The organism is Stenotrophomonas sp. STEN054 (assembly GCF_056854535.1).
Map to the genome: position 1 here is coordinate 13,855 of NZ_JBXFWG010000038.1, position 16,238 is coordinate 30,092.

A 16,238-nucleotide genomic window follows, 5' to 3' on the forward strand; every position below is an offset into this window, starting at 1 on the left:
ACCCCGGATTGCCCGGATGGGGTCAGCGCCCTCTCTGCGAGAGGGATCCGCCCCCGTGCCTGGATCTCGGCACATCCATCAGAGCGGGTTCGCGTCCAGGAAGGCGCGGATTTCGGGCACCAGCACCTCGTGCTTGTCTTCCAGCACGTAATGCCCGGCGTCCTCGAAGGCGTGCACCTGGGCCTTCGGCAGCGCGGCCTGGAAGCCCTCCAGGAAGTGGTGGTCGAACACGAAGTCGCGCAGGCCCCAGCCGATGAAGGCGGGGCGGTCGGCGAAGGACGGCAGCGCCTGGCCGGCACGCTCCAGCAGCGACCAGGCCTTGTCGGCCGGCGACAGCGGGATGTCCTGCATGAAGCGGATGGTGCTGATGCGGTTGGCGTAGCTGTTGTACGGCGACACGTAGGCGCGGCGCACGTCGGCCGGCATCTTCCGTTCCACGCCCAGCCACGAGGCACCGGACGAGAACGCATTGAAGGTGCGGATGATCCACTCGCCGATCTTCCAGTGGCGGCCCAGCCCGATCTGCCACGGCATCTTCTTGGCCGCCGGCATCGGGAAGGCGGCGGTGTTGAGCACCACCAGGCGCTTCACCTGCGCGTGGTGCGACAGCGCCCAGCCGAAGCCGATCATGCCGCCCCAGTCGTGCACGGCCAGGGTGACCGGGCCGGTGATGCCCAGATGCTCCAGCAGCGCCTCCAGGTCATCCACGCGCGACTGCAGGGTGTACTCGTAACGCTGGTCGTCGGGCTTGTCCGACAGGCCCATGCCGATGTGGTCCGGCACGATGCAGCGGTACCTGTCCGACAGGCCGGCCACCAGCGTGCGCCAGTAATAGCTCCACGACGGGTTGCCGTGCACCATCACCACCACCTCGCCATCGCGCGGGCCTTCGTCGAGATAGCTCATCGACAGGCCGGGACGGACCTCGAAACGCTGCGGGTGGGCGGGGTAACCGGGAAGATCGCGCATGCGGAGCACCTAGTGTGAATCGCGGCGCAGTGTAGAGCCGGGCCGATGCTCGGCTGCTCTCCGGTCAGGCCGCGGTGAAACCGCGCTGGGCGCGTGAGCCGAGCATGGGCTCGGCTCTACAGGAGGTCTTACCAGACCACTTCAGCCATCGAGCAGTTCAGGCCCGAGCCGATGCCGAGCAGTGCGATGCGATCGCCCTTCTTCAGCTTGCCCAGCTGCTTGAGCTTGCTCAGCACGATCGGCACGGAGGCCGGGCCGATGTTGCCGTGCTCGCCGAAGATGGTCATGACCTTCTTCGGGTCGATGCCGAAGTTCTTGATGAACGCGGCGGTATGCGGCTGGCTGACCTGGTGGATGACGAACTGGTCCAGTTCCTCCACGGCCCAGCCGAGGGCGATCCTGGCGGCGGCAAAGGTCTTCTGCGCCAGCTTGATGCCTTCGATCAGCAGCAGGCGGGTGTCGGTGACCATGCGGTCCAGGTTGCCCAGGCAAAGCTGGTTCCATTCGGTGGCCGAGCGGGTCACGCCACCCTTGTAGCGCGGGGCGTCGGGCACCAGCTCCGAGCGCGCCATCACCATGGCGGCGGCACCCGAACCGGTGGTCAGGGCGGCCAGCTCGTTGCGGAAGTCGTCGGCGGTGACGTCCGGGGCGGTCATGCGCTCCAGGGTCTTTTCGTACACCAGGTTGGCGGTCTCGCCATCCACCACCAGCGCGTAGTCGATGTCACCGCGCTCGAGCATGCGTGCAGCGATGTCCATGCCATTGATGAAGGCCAGGCAGGCATTGGCGACGTCGAAGGTCATGCACTCGTCGCTGACGCCGAGGTTGCCGGAGACGATGGAGGCCGTGGACGGCTCCAGGTAGTCGCGGCTGACCGAGGTATTGACCAGCAGGCCGACCTGGCCGGCGGTGATGCCTGCATCTTCCAGCGCCTTGCGGCCGGCCATGGTGGCGGCATCGGAGGCAAGGACGCCGTGGTCCCACAGGCGGCGGGCGTGGATGCCGGCGATATCGCCGAGCACATCGGTGCGGATGCCGAGGCGATCCAACGTCGGCTGCAGCCGTTCGTTGATTTCCTTGGTCGTCAGCGTATGCGGCGCGTCGACGTGTGCCAGGCCGGCGATCGAGACATTCTTGAAGAGCATCGAGGTTAGCGCCAAGGCTCAGGCAAAAGGGGGCGCTATTCTATAACTCCGGGGCTTTAACCGCATCTTTACGAATTCAGCCTTGGCCGTATGGTGCCCGCTCAGCGCGGCGGGCACTGGAAGGCGGCGAAGCGCTGGCTGCCATCGGCCGGGGCCGCAGCGGCCTGCACGGCATTGGCGCCGGCACTGGGGGCCTCGTTGCGGGCCAGGGTTTCCAGCTCTTCCTGCACGCGCAGCGGGTTGCGGTTGTAGAAGCCGACCTTGCTCTTCACGGTGACCACGACCTCACCCTTGGTGATGCAGCCCGCCGGCAGCGGGCCCGCCGGGAGCACGCGCACGGTCTTGCCGGCCGGTTCCATCGGCACCCAGGTGCAGGCCGTGACGGTGAGCAGCAGGGAAGACAGCAGCAGAAGGCGCATGGGCAGATCCTGGAAGGGTATGGGGCGATTCTGCCTGAACAGCCTGAATCGGGGGTAGCCGGGAGTGGGGTCGGAGCCCCCGGTTGCGCCGGGCCGTGCCCGGCGAGCGCGCAGCGCGGCATCGCTGGCCGCCGAGAAACCGCCGGGCATGGCCCGGCGCTGCCACAGGAGACCTGCCCGCCGGGGCGGGCAGGCGCATCCCTTATTTCTTGACCGGGTTGCCTTCGGCGTCGATCACGGTCACTTCGCCCAGCTTCAGCTCGCGCACGGCTGCTTCGGTCTGCTTGAGGTCACCCACCACCACCCAGGTCAGTCCCTGCGGCTTGATCGCGGCGGCCGCCTGCTGCACCTGGGCCGGGGTCATCGCCTCGATCTCGGCCTTGCGGCGCACCACGTAATCGTCCGGACGCTTGAACTGCACGATGCTGCCGATGGTCGAGGCCACCGCGGCGGCGGTCTCATAAGCGCCCGGCAGGCTCAGGGTCTGGATGTTGCGGATGCGGTTGACCTCGGCCTCGGTGGCCGGCTTGCTGCCATCGGCGAACTCGGCGATCTCCTTGCGCATTTCCGCCAGGGCCGGACCGGTCTTGTCGATCTGCACCGGCGCCATCGCCATCCACGGGCGCTGGCCCACGGTGCTGCTGGCGCTGGTACGGGCACCGTAGGACCAGTGCTTGTCCTCGCGCAGGTTCATGTTCAGGCGCGAGGTGAAGTCACCACCGAGCACGCCGTTGGCGATGTCGAAGCGGGTCGAGCCGGGGTCGCTGGACGGCGCCACCACCTGGCCTGCGAACAGGTTGGCCTGCACTGCACCTGGCTGGTCGATCAGGAACACGCGCGGAGCCGTCGGCACGGCCACGGCGGTGCTGGCCTTGATCACCGGTGCATCGCCGCTGGCCGTCCAGTCGCCCAGCTGCTTGTCCAGCAGCGGCACGATCTCGGCCAGGGTGGTGTCACCGACCACGATCAGGGTGCCGTCCTGCGGACGCAGCCAGTCGCGGTGGAAGTCGACCAGGTCTTCGCGGCCCAGGCTGGTGATCGCCGCTTCGTCACCGCTGCCGGTGAACGGAATGGCGTACGGGTGGCCCTTGCCGTACAGCAGCGGCGGCAGCACACGCATGGCCACCGCGTTCGGGTTGACCTTCTCCTGCTTGATGCCGGCGATCCACGAGGCCTTGACCCGGTCGATCTCGCCCTGCTCGAAGCGCGGCTCGCGCAGCAGGTCGCGGTACAGCGCCAGCGACGGCACCAGGTTCTCCTTCAGTGCCGACAGTTCGACGGTCACCGAATCCAGGCCGGCGCCCGCGTCCAGGCTGGCGCCCAGCGCGTCGGCCGCATCGGCGAAGGCCAGCGAACCCAGTTTGCCGGCACCTTCGGTCATCAGGTTCATGGTGAAGTTGGCGGTGCCCGGCTTGCGGCCCTGGTCGGCGGTGAAGCCGCCCGGGAACTGGTAGCTGAACTGCACCACCGGAATCTCGTGGCGCTCGGCCAGAACCACGGTGGTGCCGTTCTTCAGGGTGGCACGCTGCAGCGCCGGGAACTTCAGCTGCGGGAACTCGCGGGTCTGCGGCACGCCGGCCTTGCGGTCGACCTGTTCCGGCAGGGTGCTGTACTTGCTGTCCACGGCCGGCACGTTGAATGGCTTCGGGGTGGCCGAGGCTTCTTCCTGCAGCGCGACGCGCTCACCCGGCTCGACCACCAGGGTGTGGCTGCCCTTGTCCAGCCACTGCGCGCCCACGCGCTTGAGGTCGGCGGCGGTGGCCTTGTCGATGTTGGCCAGCGAGGTGCGGAAGCAGCCCGGGTCGCCGGTGTAGACCGCGCACTCGGCCAGCGCGTCGGCCTTGCCGCCGAAGCCACCGATGCGCTCGATGCCGCGGATGAAGCCGGCGCGGAAGCCGGTCTTGGCGCGCGACAGCTCGTCGGCGGTCGGGCCGTCCTTCAGCAGGCGCTCGATCTCCTCATCGATGATCTTCTCGACCTGGGCCGGGTCCTGGCCCTGCTTCACGGTGGCCATGACCATGAAGTTGGAGCCCAGCTGCGAGGCGTAGGCACCGGCGCTGATGTTGTCCACCAGCTTGTCCTGGTGCTGCAGGCGCTGGCTCAGGCGCGAGGACTTGGCGCCTCCGAGGATCTGCCCCAGCAGCTGCAGCTGGTCGATGTCGGTGGTGCCGACCTGGGCCACGTTCCAGGCGCGGTAGATGCGCGCCTGCGGCACCTTGTCGGTCATCACTTCACGGGTGTCGGCATCGCGCTTGGCGACGTCCACCTTCGGCTGGGCCATGGTCGGGCCGGCCGGGATGCTGCCGAAATACCTGGCGGCCTTTTCCTTGGCGGTGGCCAGGTCGATGTCGCCGGCCAGCACCAGCACCGCGTTGTTGGGGCCATACCAGGTACGGAACCAGGTCTTGACGTCATCCAGCGAGGCGGCGTTGAGGTCGTTCATCGAACCGATGACGCTGTGGTGGTACGGGTGGCCGACCGGATACAGCGAACGGTTGATCTTCTCCCACACCTGGCCATAGGGCTGGTTCTCGCCCTGGCGCTTCTCGTTCTGCACCACGCCGCGCTGCTCATCCAGCGCCGCCTGGTCGATCGCACCGACGAGGTGGCCCATGCGGTCCGATTCCATCCACAGCGCCATGTCCAGCGCGGTGGTGGGCACGTTCTCGAAGTAGTTGGTGCGGTCGGTGTTGGTGGTGCCGTTCTGGCCGGTGGCACCGACCTGCTTGAAGGGCTCGAAGTATTCGCCGTCGTGGTTCTCGCTGCTCTGGAACATCAGGTGTTCGAACAGGTGCGCGAAACCGGTACGGCCGGCCGGCTCGTCCTTGCTGCCCACGTGGTACCAGATGTTGACCGCCACGATCGGCGCCTTGCGGTCGGTATGCACGATCACGCGCAGGCCGTTGGGCAGGGTGAACTGCTCGAACGGGATATCGACCTTGGTGGCGGCGGTCGGCTTGGCCGCCAGTGCGGCGGTCGGCGCAAGCGTGCCGAGTGCAGTACTGAGGGCGACGGCCAGCAGCGCGGTGCGCGGGCGCAGGGCGAGAGACATTTCCGGATCCTTGGTCACGTTGGTGAATCGCGATCCTAGCGCGCGGGCGCGGGGGCCGGTATCAGCCACCAGTCACTGGGGGTGTCTGCCGCCGAGGGCCTTCCGGGCCCGCTTCAGGCCGGTCACGGGCCGCCCGGTTCATCGTCCGGACAGTGTCCAACGCCGTTCGAACGGACAGGTGTCCGCCCTGCGGACACTCTTCGCATACCTTAAATCCCTTTTAAATCAATACCCTGTAGTTGGCACGGGGATTGCTATGTTCTTTCTGCGCCAGGAAGGGCTTCAGATCAAAAGTGACTGGATGCTGAACAAAAGCAAGGATTTGAAAATTTTCCTTGTAAGCCCCGAATTGGTGTTCTACCTTACTACCACACCACCGCTCACCAACACTAAACAGGCCCCGTCATGAACGCCAAGACCATTGCCATCGCCATCGCCCTGATTGCCGGCACCGCGGTTGTTTCGTCGGTGCAGGCCTCCGAATCCATCAAGACCCTGTCCACGGTGCAGGTCCGCCCGGCCGCCGACCAGCTGGCCCAGCAGGCCTGGGAACAGGCCAGCGGCATCGTCACCCTCGCCACCGTGGAAGTGCGCCCCAGCGCCAACCAGCTGGCCGAGCGCGACGGCTTCATCGCCGCCCCGGTCGCTGCCGCCCTGCCGATCACCACCCTGGCCGCCGTCGAAGTGCGCCCGAGCCTGGAACAGCGCGTGGCCCTGGCCGCCGAGCTGGAAGCCCAGCGCTACGCCGCCACCCTGGCCGCCGCCGCCACCAGCGTCGCCAACCAGGTCATCACCAACCTGCCGGCCCTGCAGGTGCGCCCGAGTTCTGCCGATCTGCAGGCCCTGGCCACCGAAACCGCCCAGGTCCTGCTGCGTCCGTAAGCGGCGTCCGCCCTGCCCCGCGCAGGGCGTGCGCCGTAATGGCGGCATCGGTCGCAGGTACACTGCAGCGATGAATGCCGCGCCCCTGTTCCACGTGATCCTGTTCCAACCGGAAATCCCGCCCAACACGGGCAATGTGATCCGCCTCTGCGCCAACACCGGCGCGCGGCTGCACCTGGTCGAACCGCTCGGGTTCGCACTGGAAGACAAGCAGCTCAAGCGTGCCGGGCTGGACTACCACGAGTATTCGCGCCTGCAGGTGCACCCCGACCTGGACACCGCGCTGGCGCGCATCGCGCCCAAGCGGTTGTTCGCCCTGAGTACCCGGGCCAGCGTGCGCTATGACAGCGTCGGGTTCGAAGAAGGCGATGCCTTCCTGTTCGGGCCGGAAAGCCGCGGCCTGCCGCAGGACCTGCTCGATGCGTTGCCCGAAGGTCGCCGCCTGCGCCTGCCGATGCGCCCGGACAACCGCAGCCTCAATCTGTCCAACACCGTGGCCGTGGTGATGTACGAGGCCTGGCGCCAGCACGGGTTTGCCGGCGGCGCATGACGCGCGCACAACCGCGGTGACCACGGCATGCCAACCAAGGTTGGCATCTACCCGTGGATCCACGCGCGGATGTCAGTAGATCCACGCCATGCGTGGATGTCAGTAGATCCACGCCATGCGTGGATAGCCGTCAGAACGCACTGATCCCGGTCAGCTCGCGACCGATCACCAGCTGGTGCACGGTCTCGGTGCCTTCATAGGTGATCACCGATTCCAGGTTCAGCGCATGCCGGATCGCCACGTGCTCGGTGGTGATGCCGGCGCCGCCCAGCAGGTCGCGGCATTCGCGGGCGATATCGATCGCCATGCGGCAGTTGTTCCACTTGGCCAGGCTGACCTGCTGCGGCTGCAGCTGGCCGGCCTCCTTCAGGCGGCCCAGCTGCAGGGCCAGCAGCTGTGCAGTGGTGATACGGCGGGCCATCTCGGCCAGCTTGATCTGCGCGCTCTGGGTGGCGGCCAGGGGGCGGCCGAACAGCACGCGCTCCCTGGCATAGCCCAGCGCCTCATCGAGGCAGGCGATGGCCGAACCGATCGGGCCCCAGCTGATGCCGAAGCGGGCCTGGGTCAGGCAGCCCAGCGGGCCCTTCAGGCCCTTCACGTTCGGCAGGCGGTGGCTGTCGGGCACGCGAACGTCATCGAAATACAACGCACCGGTCAGCGAGGCGCGCAGGCTCATCTTGTGCTTGATCTCCTGCGTGGTGAAACCGGCCATGCCCTTTTCCAGCACGAAGCCCTGGATGCCGTCCTCGGTCTGCGCCCAGACGATGGCCAGGTCGGCCACCGGTCCGCTGGTGATCCACATCTTGCTGCCGTTGATGCGCCAGTCGCTGCCGTCGCGCACCGCGCGGGTCTTCATGCTGGCCGGGTCGGAGCCGCCGTGCGCCTCGGTCAGGCCGAAGCAGCCGATCAGTTCACCGCGCGCCATCGCCGGCAGCCATTGGCGGCGCTGTTCCTCGCTGCCGTAGGCGTAGATGGGGTACATGCACAGCGAGCTCTGCACCGACACGAAGCTGCGCAGGCCCGAATCGCCGCGCTCCAGCTCCTGGCAGATCAGGCCGTAGCTGACCGCACCGAGGTCGCCGCCGCCGTATTCGGCCGGCAGGGTCGCGCCGAGCAGGCCCAGGGCGGCCACCTCCGGCACCAGCTCTTCGGGGAAGCGGGCCTGGTCGAAGGCATCGCCGATGATCGGCAGCACGCGTTCGTTGGTGAAGCGGGCCACGCTGTCCTGCACCGCGCGCTCTTCCTCGCTGAGCAGGGAACGGACATCGAACAGATCGTACGGATGCAAAGCCATGGCACTCACGCGCAGTCAGGACCGGGCCATTGTCGGTCATTCGGAGCCGGGACATTACGCTGCGCCGCAGCAATCGTGCGGTGAAAGGCGTCTATCTAGCTCGATCACGCGCGGCCCGGTACCCTGACACATTCAAACAACCGTTTCGCCCGTGGCCGCACGCGCGATTCCCAGGCACCGCCGGTGGCCCCGATGCCGGCCCTACCCACGAGTCATGCAATCGATGAGCGCTGAAGCCAACGCCCTCCCCCCACGTGAAGTAATGGAATTCGACGTGGTGATCGTCGGTGCCGGCCCGGCCGGCCTGGCCACCGCGATCCGCCTGCGCCAGCGCGCGGTGGAAGCCGGCCGCGAGCTGTCGGTGTGCGTGCTGGAAAAGGGCTCCGAGCCGGGCGCACACGTGCTGTCCGGCGCGGTGATGGACCCGCGCGCCCTGACCGAACTGTTCCCGGACTGGGCCGAGCGCGGCGCACCGCTGAAGCAGAAGGTCACCCGCGACGAGTTCCTGTTCCTCAGCGAGACCGGCGCGCGCAGCACGCCCAACGCGCTGCTGCCGGAGTGCTTCCACAACGAAGGGAACTACATCATCAGCCTGGGTGAAGTGACCCGCTGGCTGGCGCAGCAGGCCGAAGCGCTGGAAGTGGCGATCTTCCCCGGCTTCGCCGCCGCCGAGGTGCTGTACAGCGACGATGGCGCGGTGATCGGCGTAGCCACCGGCGACATGGGCATCGAGAAGGACGGCAGCATCGGCCCGGCCTTCGAGCGCGGCATGGCCCTGCATGCCAAGTACACGATCTTCGGCGAAGGCGCGCGCGGCCACCTCGGCCGCCAGCTGATCGCCCGCTACAAGCTGGATGAAGGCAAGGACCCGCAGGCCTACGGCATCGGCATCAAGGAGCTGTGGCAGATCGACCCGGCCAAGCACGAGCCCGGCCTGGTGGTGCATGCGGCCGGCTGGCCGCTGGACAACGACACCTACGGCGGCGCGTTCCTGTACCACGCCGACGGCGGCAAGGTCGCCGTCGGTTATGTGGTCGGCCTGGACTACAAGAACCCGTGGCTGAGCCCGTTCGAGGAGTTCCAACGCTTCAAGACCCACCCGTCCATCCGCAAACACCTGGAAGGCGGCACCCGCATCGGCTACGGCGCCCGCGCCATCACCGCCGGTGGCCTGATGTCGCTGCCGAAGACGGTGTTCCCCGGTGGCGCGCTGGTCGGCTGCGAGGCCGGCTACCTCAACGTCAGCCGCATCAAGGGCAGCCACGCCGCGATCAAGACCGGCATGCTGTGCGCCGATGCGGCCTTCGATGCCCTGGCCGCCGACCGCCAGCACGATGAACTGGACGCCTACCCGAAGGCGTTCGAAGCCAGCTGGCTGTTCACCGAGCTGCAGCAGGCCAAGAACTTCAAGCAGTGGTTCAAGAAGGGCCAGACCGTGGCCACGCTGATGACCGGCATCGAGCAGTGGCTGCTGCCCAAGCTGGGTGTGCGCAACCCGCCGTGGACCCTGCGCCACAGCACCCCGGACCACGCCTGCCTGGAACCGGCGGCCAAGCACACGCGCATCGCCTACCCCAAGCCCGACGGCGTGCTGACCTTCGATCGTCTCAGCTCGGTGTTCCTGAGCAGCACCAACCACGACGAGAACCAGCCCAGCCACCTGACGTTGAAGGACGCCAGCGTGCCGGTGCAGGTGAACCTGGCTGAGTACGCTGGCCCAGAAGCGCGCTACTGCCCGGCCGGTGTCTACGAGTTCGTCGGCGAAGGTGACAGCGCGCGCCTGCAGATCAACGCGCAGAACTGCGTGCACTGCAAGACCTGCGACATCAAGGACCCCACCCAGAACATCGTCTGGGTGACCCCGCAGGGCGGCGGCGGCCCGAACTACTCGGGCATGTGATGGCGCCGGGCTGCGACCGCATGTCGCAGCCCGCTGCCGCGGGCACACCGTTATCCTGCCCGCCCATGCGCGCCTGCCTGCCCCTGCTGCTGACCCTCGCCTTGGCCACCACGGCCTGCCAGCGCACGCCGCCGGCACCGCTGACGCCCGCAGAGACACGACTGCGGGCCCAGCAGCATGCCTTTGAGATCTGTGCCGGCTGCCACACGGTCAAGGCCGGTGGCATCCACCGCTTCGGCCCCAACCTGCACGGCGTGATCGGCCGCCGCGCCGGCAGCCTGCCCGACTACGCCTATTCGGACGGCATGCGCCGCGCCGGCTTCGTGTGGAGCGCGCAGACCCTGGACACCTTCCTGCAGTCGCCCACCCACGTGGTGCCGGGCACGCGCATGTACAACGCCTTCCCCAGCTCCGAACGCCGCGCGTTGGTGATCGCCTACCTGCAGGAACATGCATCGCAGTAGCAGGCGTCGCAATAGCCGGCCACTCAGCCTGCCAGCCGTTGCAGCTGCTGCTGCAGGTGCTGCACGAACTGGCCGACCTGCTGCAGCACAGGCGCCGCGTCGGCATCGCTGGCCTGCTGCAGCTGCTGTTCCAGCGCTGCCGCGCGTTCGGCCAGGCCACGCGCGCCCACCGACCCCAACGCGCCGCCCATGCGGTGCAGCTGCTGGATCGCACTGGCGCGATCACCTTCGCCCAGCGCCCGCTGCAGCTGCGCGATGTCCGCCGCGCTGGCCTGCAGCAGGCTGTCACGCAGCTGGGTGGCTACCTGCAGTGAGCCGAAGCGCTGCTGCAGGGCCGCCAGGTCTGGCAGTTCCAGCGCGGACGCGTCATCGCTTGTCCGTGCAGATGCCTCGGCCGCCGGCCCCGCCTCCAGTGCCGCCGCCTGCGGCAACCAGCGCAGCAGTGCCTGCCGCAGCGTGGCCAGCGACAGCGGCTTGGCCAGCACGTCGTCCATGCCGGCATCGCGGCAGCGGCGTGCATCATCGTTGAGCACGCTGGCGGTCAGCGCCAGGATCGGCAGGCGCGGCTGGCCGTGGCGGCTTTCGCGTTCGCGCAGCAGGCGGGCGAAGGCGAAGCCATCCAGCACCGGCATGCGGCAATCGGTGATCACCAGATCGAACGCCTCCACCGACAGGCGGTCCAGCGCCTGCTGGCCGTCGTCCACCAGCACATGCGGCACGCCCAGCTGCTGCAGGCGCCAGGCCATCATCGCCTGGTTGGTGGGATGGTCCTCCACCACCAGCACGCGGGCCTCGCGCAGCGCCGGCGGCAGCAGCGCGGTCTGTTCCTGTTCGGACAGCAGCGCCTGCACGTCATCGGCCCGCGCCTCCACCAGCGACAGCAGCACCTCCACCCGCGTGCCCTGGCCCAGCACGCTGTGCAGGGAAATCTCGCCGCCCATCTCCTGCACCAGCCGGTGGCAGATGCTCAGGCCCAGTCCGGTACCGCCGTGCTCGCGCTGGATGTGTGCACCGGCCTGGGCAAACGGTGCGAATAGGTGCGGGATCTGCTCGTCGGCAATCCCGATGCCGGTGTCCGACACGGTCAGCCGCAGCGGCTGGCTGCCTTCCTCGGTGGTGGCACCGAGCACATCCACCTGCAGGCGCACGCTGCCCTGCGCGGTGAACTTGATGGCGTTGCTGAGCAGGTTGAAGATGATCTGCCGCACGCGCACGCCATCGACCTCATGCGCCTGCGCCAGCCGCGGATCGATCTCCACCTGCAGGTCCAGGCCACGCGCGGTGGCTTGCGCCGACAGCAGCCGGCACACGCTTTCCAGCAGCGGCCGCAGCGGCATCGGCACCGGTGCCAGGCGCAGCGCGCCAGCTTCCATGCGCGAGTAATCGAGGATGTCATCGAGGATCTGCCGCAGCATCTGCGCGGAATCCTCGATCACCCCGATGATGCGCTGCTGTTCCTGGTCCAGCGGCGAATGCGAGAGCACTTCCAGCATGCCCAGCACGCCGCTCATCGGCGTGCGGATCTCATGGCTCATGGTGGCCAGGAAGCGCGATTTGGCTTCCACCGCCTGCTCGGCCTCGACCTTGGCCGTCGCCAGTGCATCGGCCTGCGCGCGCGCCTCGCTCACGTCCACCCAGTAGCCGCTCCAGGTCACCGCACCGGCCTCGGCCGAATACGGGTGCGCCTGGGTGCGCACCCAGCGCGCGTTGCCATCCTCGGTGCGCACGCGGAACTCGAACGACAGTGGTGCGAAGCTGCGCGCGGCCAGATCGGTGCCACGCACGATGAGCACGCGATCCTTCGCGTCGATCCGCTGCAGCAGCGCATCGGCATCGTCCATCGCCTGCTGCGGCGAGATGCCGAACAGGGCCTGCACGTCACCGGCGATGAAGGGGAAACTGAGTGCGCCATCGGCGGCGCGACGCGCCTGGTAGACGATGGCCGGCAGGTTGTCAGTGACATCGGCCAGGCGCTGCTCCACATGCCGGCGCCCGGCCACCTCACGGCGCAGGCGCCAGAAGCCCAGTGCATACACGAACAGCGCGGTCAGCAGGATCAGCAGCAGCGGGATGCCCCAACGCCGCAGGGTGCTCCACTGCACGCCGTGGTGATACTCGGTGGCCAGCCAGTCGCCGCGCAGGGCCTCGCGTTCGCGCGGCGTCATCTGCAGCAGCAGGCGGTCGAAGGTGGTGGCCAGCGCGGCATAGCGGCGTTGAACGGCCAGCGCCAGTTCATCGTTGAAGTTGGCCGGGGCGGCGATCTGCAGGCGGCCGGCGAACTGGTTGCGCAGCAGCTGGTCGATCAGCGCCAGGTTGCCCACGTAGGCATCGGCCTCGCCGTCGGCCAGGCGCTGCATCGCCTGTTCGGCACTGCGCGTGGGAATGATGCGCGCCAGCGGTGCCTGCTGCAGCACGTAGCCCCGCACCCGTTCCGGGTCGGACAGCAGCACGCGCTTGCCCTGCAGGTCGGACAGGCCCAGCAGCACCGGGCTGTTGCGGGCGGTCACGATGACGTTGGGCACGCTGATGAAGGGCTGGCTGAACACCCAGTCCGGGCCCAGGTAGTGCGAATCGATCGGCACGCCCATCACCGCCTGCAGGTCACCGCGCTTTGCCTTGGCTCGCACGTCGAACCAGTCGTGGCTGGGGTCGATCTGCAGGTGGGCGCCGGCCTGAAGCAGGCGGCGCAGATAGTCGCTGGCCAGGCCGCTGGGCTGGTCGTTGTCGTCGGCGAAGGACAGCGGTGCCGCATTGGGCGCGAAGCCGATCTTCAATGATTCCTGCAGCACGCGCTTCTCGGCCTGGCTGAGCGCCAGCTGCGCGGACGCCGACCACGTCAGCGGCGGCAGCCAGTGCTCCATCAACGCCTCGCGCTGCGAGGGGCTGCTGGCGGCCAGCGCCACATCCAGCGCTTCGGCCAGCGGCTGGCTGCCATTGGGCACGCCGAAGTGCAGGCGCTCGGGCGGCAGATCGCTGGGCCGCAGCACCACCACGCCGTCGATCTTCTTCAGCGCGATCAGTTCGGTGGCGACGTAGGCATTGCCGATGAAGACATCCGCCTTGTCGTCTCTGACCATGGCGAGCGCTGTCTGCGTGTCATTTGCGACAAGCTGTCGGGCCCGCGGGAAGCGCGCACGTACCTGCGGGGCAGTCATGAAGTCCTGTTCGATGACCACCCTTAGCCCGTCAAGGTCCGGCGTTTCGGAGGCGCGCAGATCACCCGGCCGCCCGACGATCGCCAGCGGCGCTTCCACATACGCGCGGGTATAGACCATGCAGCGGGCGCGTTCGGGACTGAGCGCGGTGTTCATCACCACGTCGATCTCGCCGCGGCATGCCGCATCCAGCACGGCATTCCAGTCCGGATAGCGACGGAACTGCAGTTCCACGCCGAGTTGACGAGCCAGAAGCGACAGGTAATCTGGCCCCAGGCCCACCGGCTGGCCCTGCTGCAGGTCCTCGAACGGTGGCCAACCGCTGTCATACTGGCCCGCAACGATGACCGGATGCGCGGCCAGGAACTGGCGCTGCAGGACGGTCAACGGCAGGGGGCCCGGTTCGGCCTGCGCCAGCACGGACAGGCCCAGCAGCCCCAGCAGGAGGACCCATCCACGCACTGCCCGGTTCCGCATCTGCGACGTTCTCCCAGAAACCCGCCTGGTACCGCGCAGCTCGCGGCCGGCACTGCCCGAAAGGCCATACTAGAGCATGACCTTGCGCATCATCATCGCAGACGACCACCCCGTAGTACGCATCGGCACCCGTGCCGTGATCGAGGCCAGCGGCGTCGGCCGGGTCGTCGGTGAAGCGGAGAGCGTGCAGGCGTTGATGGCCGTGCTGGCCAGCCAGCCCTGCGACATGCTGGTGACCGACTACTCGATGCCCGGCAGCGCCCAGGCCGATGGCTTCGCGATGATCGGCATGATCCGCCGGCGCTACCCCGACCTGCCGGTGCTGATGCTCAGCGTGTCCAACAACCTGGCCATCCTGCGCATGGTGCTGGACTGCGGCGTGCTCGGCCTGGTCGACAAGAGCTCGTCGATGGAGGAACTGCCGCAGGCCATCCAGACGGTCTATCGCGGCCAGTCCTACATCAGCCGCAGCCTGCGCGAGCGGGTGGAGGAAGCGGGCAGCTGGCGCATGCGCGAGGGGGATGGCAAGCCGCTGTCGCCGCGTGAGGTGGAAGTGCTGCGCCTGCTCGGCACCGGCATGACGGTCAAGGAAATCTCCCTGCAGCTGCACAAGAGCGTCAGCACCATCAGCAGGCAGAAGGGCGATGCGATGCTCAAGCTGGGCCTGAAGGGCGATGCCGAACTGTTCGACTACCTGCGTGACGGGAAAATCTGAGAACTGGTTCGCAGTTTCACAGGACTGCCCCGTCCTTCACGTCCGCCTCCCCCTGTGATCGCCGTAGCGGTTGTGCCATGATCCGCCGCGATGGGCTCTCCCATGCGAGGTCGAAGGAATCGACCGGCTCATCACTACATCGTGCTGCCCCTGCGTGGGTGGCCGGTTTTCTGCGTTGGCCGTCTTGCCCAGCGCCCGCACACCATGGAGAGGCGCATGATCCATTCCCCCACCGTCTGCCTGGCACCGGCCCGTACGCGATTGCGTCTGGCATTGGCTGGTCTTGCCGTTTCGCTGCTGGCCAGCGCATGCACCCCTTCTACCTCGACCGCGTCACCGCAGGGCGCCGACGCGCCACGACAGGAAGTTGCCCCGATGCAGAGCTCCGCTACCGCCGCCGCGACCCCCGCGGCCGTTGCCACGCCGCCCGATGCCGGCAGCGTGCTGTACTTCATCTACCAGGTGGACGGCGATGGCGCCGTTTCCTACGAAGTGGCCAACGGCAGCGTGGCCACGTTCTGGTTCGGCCACACCTATGAAGTGGCCGGCACCCGCTACTACACCGGCTTTGCCTGGAACACCCCGCAGAAGTTCGGCAAGGCCGGCGAAGACGAGGCTGGCCCGGACAGCCGCGTCACCCTCTCCGAAGCCACCTTCACCCTGACCGGCGACAAGCCGGACCGTCCGTGGGTGTTCAAGGGCGCTGAACCGTGGATCGGCGCCATCGGTGCCTACGGCAGCGCGCCGGACGTGGACAGCAAGCGCACGCCGGTGGAACACCGCACGGCGTCGGGCAAGCTGCTGCTGGCCGTACCGACCCGCGCCTTCAGCAGCGGCGTCAGCGTGGAAAGCTACGAGATCCTGCTGTTCAACCCGGACTACGAGAAATCCGAGGATGGCCAGGTCTGGGCCAGCGCCGGCACCGTTATCACCGGCGAGGACAATTCGGCGGCCTGCGACGAGGGTGCAGTGATGCCCTGCATCAGCAGCCAGGGCACGCTGGCCTTCGAGGCCGTGCCGGGCAGCGACCTGCCGGCCATCCGCGTGAGCGAAACCGGCACCACCATCGCCGCCCCGGGCCAGACCCGTGCGCTGGGTGCCGCCGACGCGCGCCAGTACCGCTACGACGCCGCCCGCAAGGCCTACGCGGCGCCGTAAGCACACATCGCAGTACCTGTTGACCGACATGTTGATGACTCAAGGATGAGTCCGGTTG

At 67.9% G+C, this 16,238-nt stretch carries 12 protein-coding genes; 6 read left to right on the forward strand and 6 right to left on the reverse strand.

Going from position 1 to position 16,238, the window contains the following annotated elements:
• Nucleotides 1-78: 78 nt before the first annotated feature.
• The 4 genes from AC1VXD_RS14605 to AC1VXD_RS14620 form a co-directional block, all read right to left on the reverse strand.
• Complete coding sequence (locus tag AC1VXD_RS14605; protein ID WP_482992647.1) at nucleotides 79-969, reverse strand: alpha/beta fold hydrolase; 891 nt, start codon at nucleotides 967-969, stop codon at nucleotides 79-81.
• A gap of 128 nt (nucleotides 970-1,097) precedes the next feature.
• Nucleotides 1,098-2,114 (reverse strand): 3-oxoacyl-ACP synthase III, encoded by a 1,017-nt coding sequence (locus AC1VXD_RS14610; protein WP_150455264.1) that lies wholly within the window; start codon nucleotides 2,112-2,114, stop codon nucleotides 1,098-1,100.
• Nucleotides 2,115-2,215: 101 nt separating this feature from the next.
• Complete coding sequence (locus AC1VXD_RS14615) at nucleotides 2,216-2,533, reverse strand: DUF4156 domain-containing protein (protein ID WP_108767322.1); 318 nt, start codon at nucleotides 2,531-2,533, stop codon at nucleotides 2,216-2,218.
• A 202-nt stretch (nucleotides 2,534-2,735) separates the two neighbouring features.
• Nucleotides 2,736-5,585 carry a M16 family metallopeptidase gene (locus AC1VXD_RS14620; RefSeq protein WP_482992648.1) on the reverse strand — a complete coding sequence of 950 codons (2,850 nt, stop codon included), beginning with the start codon at nucleotides 5,583-5,585 and terminating at the stop codon, nucleotides 2,736-2,738.
• Nucleotides 5,586-5,990: 405 nt separating this feature from the next.
• Between AC1VXD_RS14620 and AC1VXD_RS14625 the strand changes: the two genes are divergently transcribed.
• A complete protein-coding gene (locus AC1VXD_RS14625; protein WP_482992649.1) occupies nucleotides 5,991-6,467 on the forward strand; it encodes an XAC0231 family protein in 477 nt (158 codons plus the stop codon).
• Nucleotides 6,468-6,537: 70 nt separating this feature from the next.
• A complete protein-coding gene (locus AC1VXD_RS14630) occupies nucleotides 6,538-7,017 on the forward strand; it encodes a tRNA (cytidine(34)-2'-O)-methyltransferase (protein ID WP_482992650.1) in 480 nt (159 codons plus the stop codon).
• Nucleotides 7,018-7,147: 130 nt separating this feature from the next.
• On the opposite strand, the gene AC1VXD_RS14635 is transcribed toward AC1VXD_RS14630, so the two are convergent.
• Nucleotides 7,148-8,311, reverse strand: a complete 1,164-nt coding sequence (locus tag AC1VXD_RS14635; protein WP_482992651.1) for an acyl-CoA dehydrogenase family protein — start codon at nucleotides 8,309-8,311, stop codon at nucleotides 7,148-7,150.
• Between the two features lie 223 nt (nucleotides 8,312-8,534).
• Here AC1VXD_RS14635 and AC1VXD_RS14640 point away from each other — a divergent pair, with 223 nt between their 5' ends.
• Together AC1VXD_RS14640 and AC1VXD_RS14645 are read left to right on the forward strand one after the other, a co-directional pair.
• Nucleotides 8,535-10,211, forward strand: a complete 1,677-nt coding sequence (locus AC1VXD_RS14640; RefSeq protein ID WP_482992652.1) for an electron transfer flavoprotein-ubiquinone oxidoreductase — start codon at nucleotides 8,535-8,537, stop codon at nucleotides 10,209-10,211.
• A 65-nt stretch (nucleotides 10,212-10,276) separates the two neighbouring features.
• Nucleotides 10,277-10,675 (forward strand): c-type cytochrome, encoded by a 399-nt coding sequence (locus tag AC1VXD_RS14645; RefSeq protein WP_482992653.1) that lies wholly within the window; start codon nucleotides 10,277-10,279, stop codon nucleotides 10,673-10,675.
• A gap of 23 nt (nucleotides 10,676-10,698) precedes the next feature.
• Here the strand turns inward: AC1VXD_RS14645 and AC1VXD_RS14650 are convergent, their stop codons facing one another.
• Nucleotides 10,699-14,307: an ATP-binding protein gene (locus AC1VXD_RS14650; RefSeq protein ID WP_482992654.1), complete on the reverse strand. Its 3,609-nt coding sequence runs from the start codon at nucleotides 14,305-14,307 to the stop codon at nucleotides 10,699-10,701.
• A 76-nt stretch (nucleotides 14,308-14,383) separates the two neighbouring features.
• Between AC1VXD_RS14650 and AC1VXD_RS14655 the strand changes: the two genes are divergently transcribed.
• On the forward strand, nucleotides 14,384-15,022 hold the full coding sequence (locus AC1VXD_RS14655; protein WP_108767314.1) for a response regulator: 639 nt from the start codon (nucleotides 14,384-14,386) through the stop codon (nucleotides 15,020-15,022).
• Between the two features lie 375 nt (nucleotides 15,023-15,397).
• Nucleotides 15,398-16,180 carry a hypothetical protein gene (locus AC1VXD_RS14660; RefSeq protein WP_482992655.1) on the forward strand — a complete coding sequence of 261 codons (783 nt, stop codon included), beginning with the start codon at nucleotides 15,398-15,400 and terminating at the stop codon, nucleotides 16,178-16,180.
• Nucleotides 16,181-16,238 lie beyond the last annotated feature (58 nt).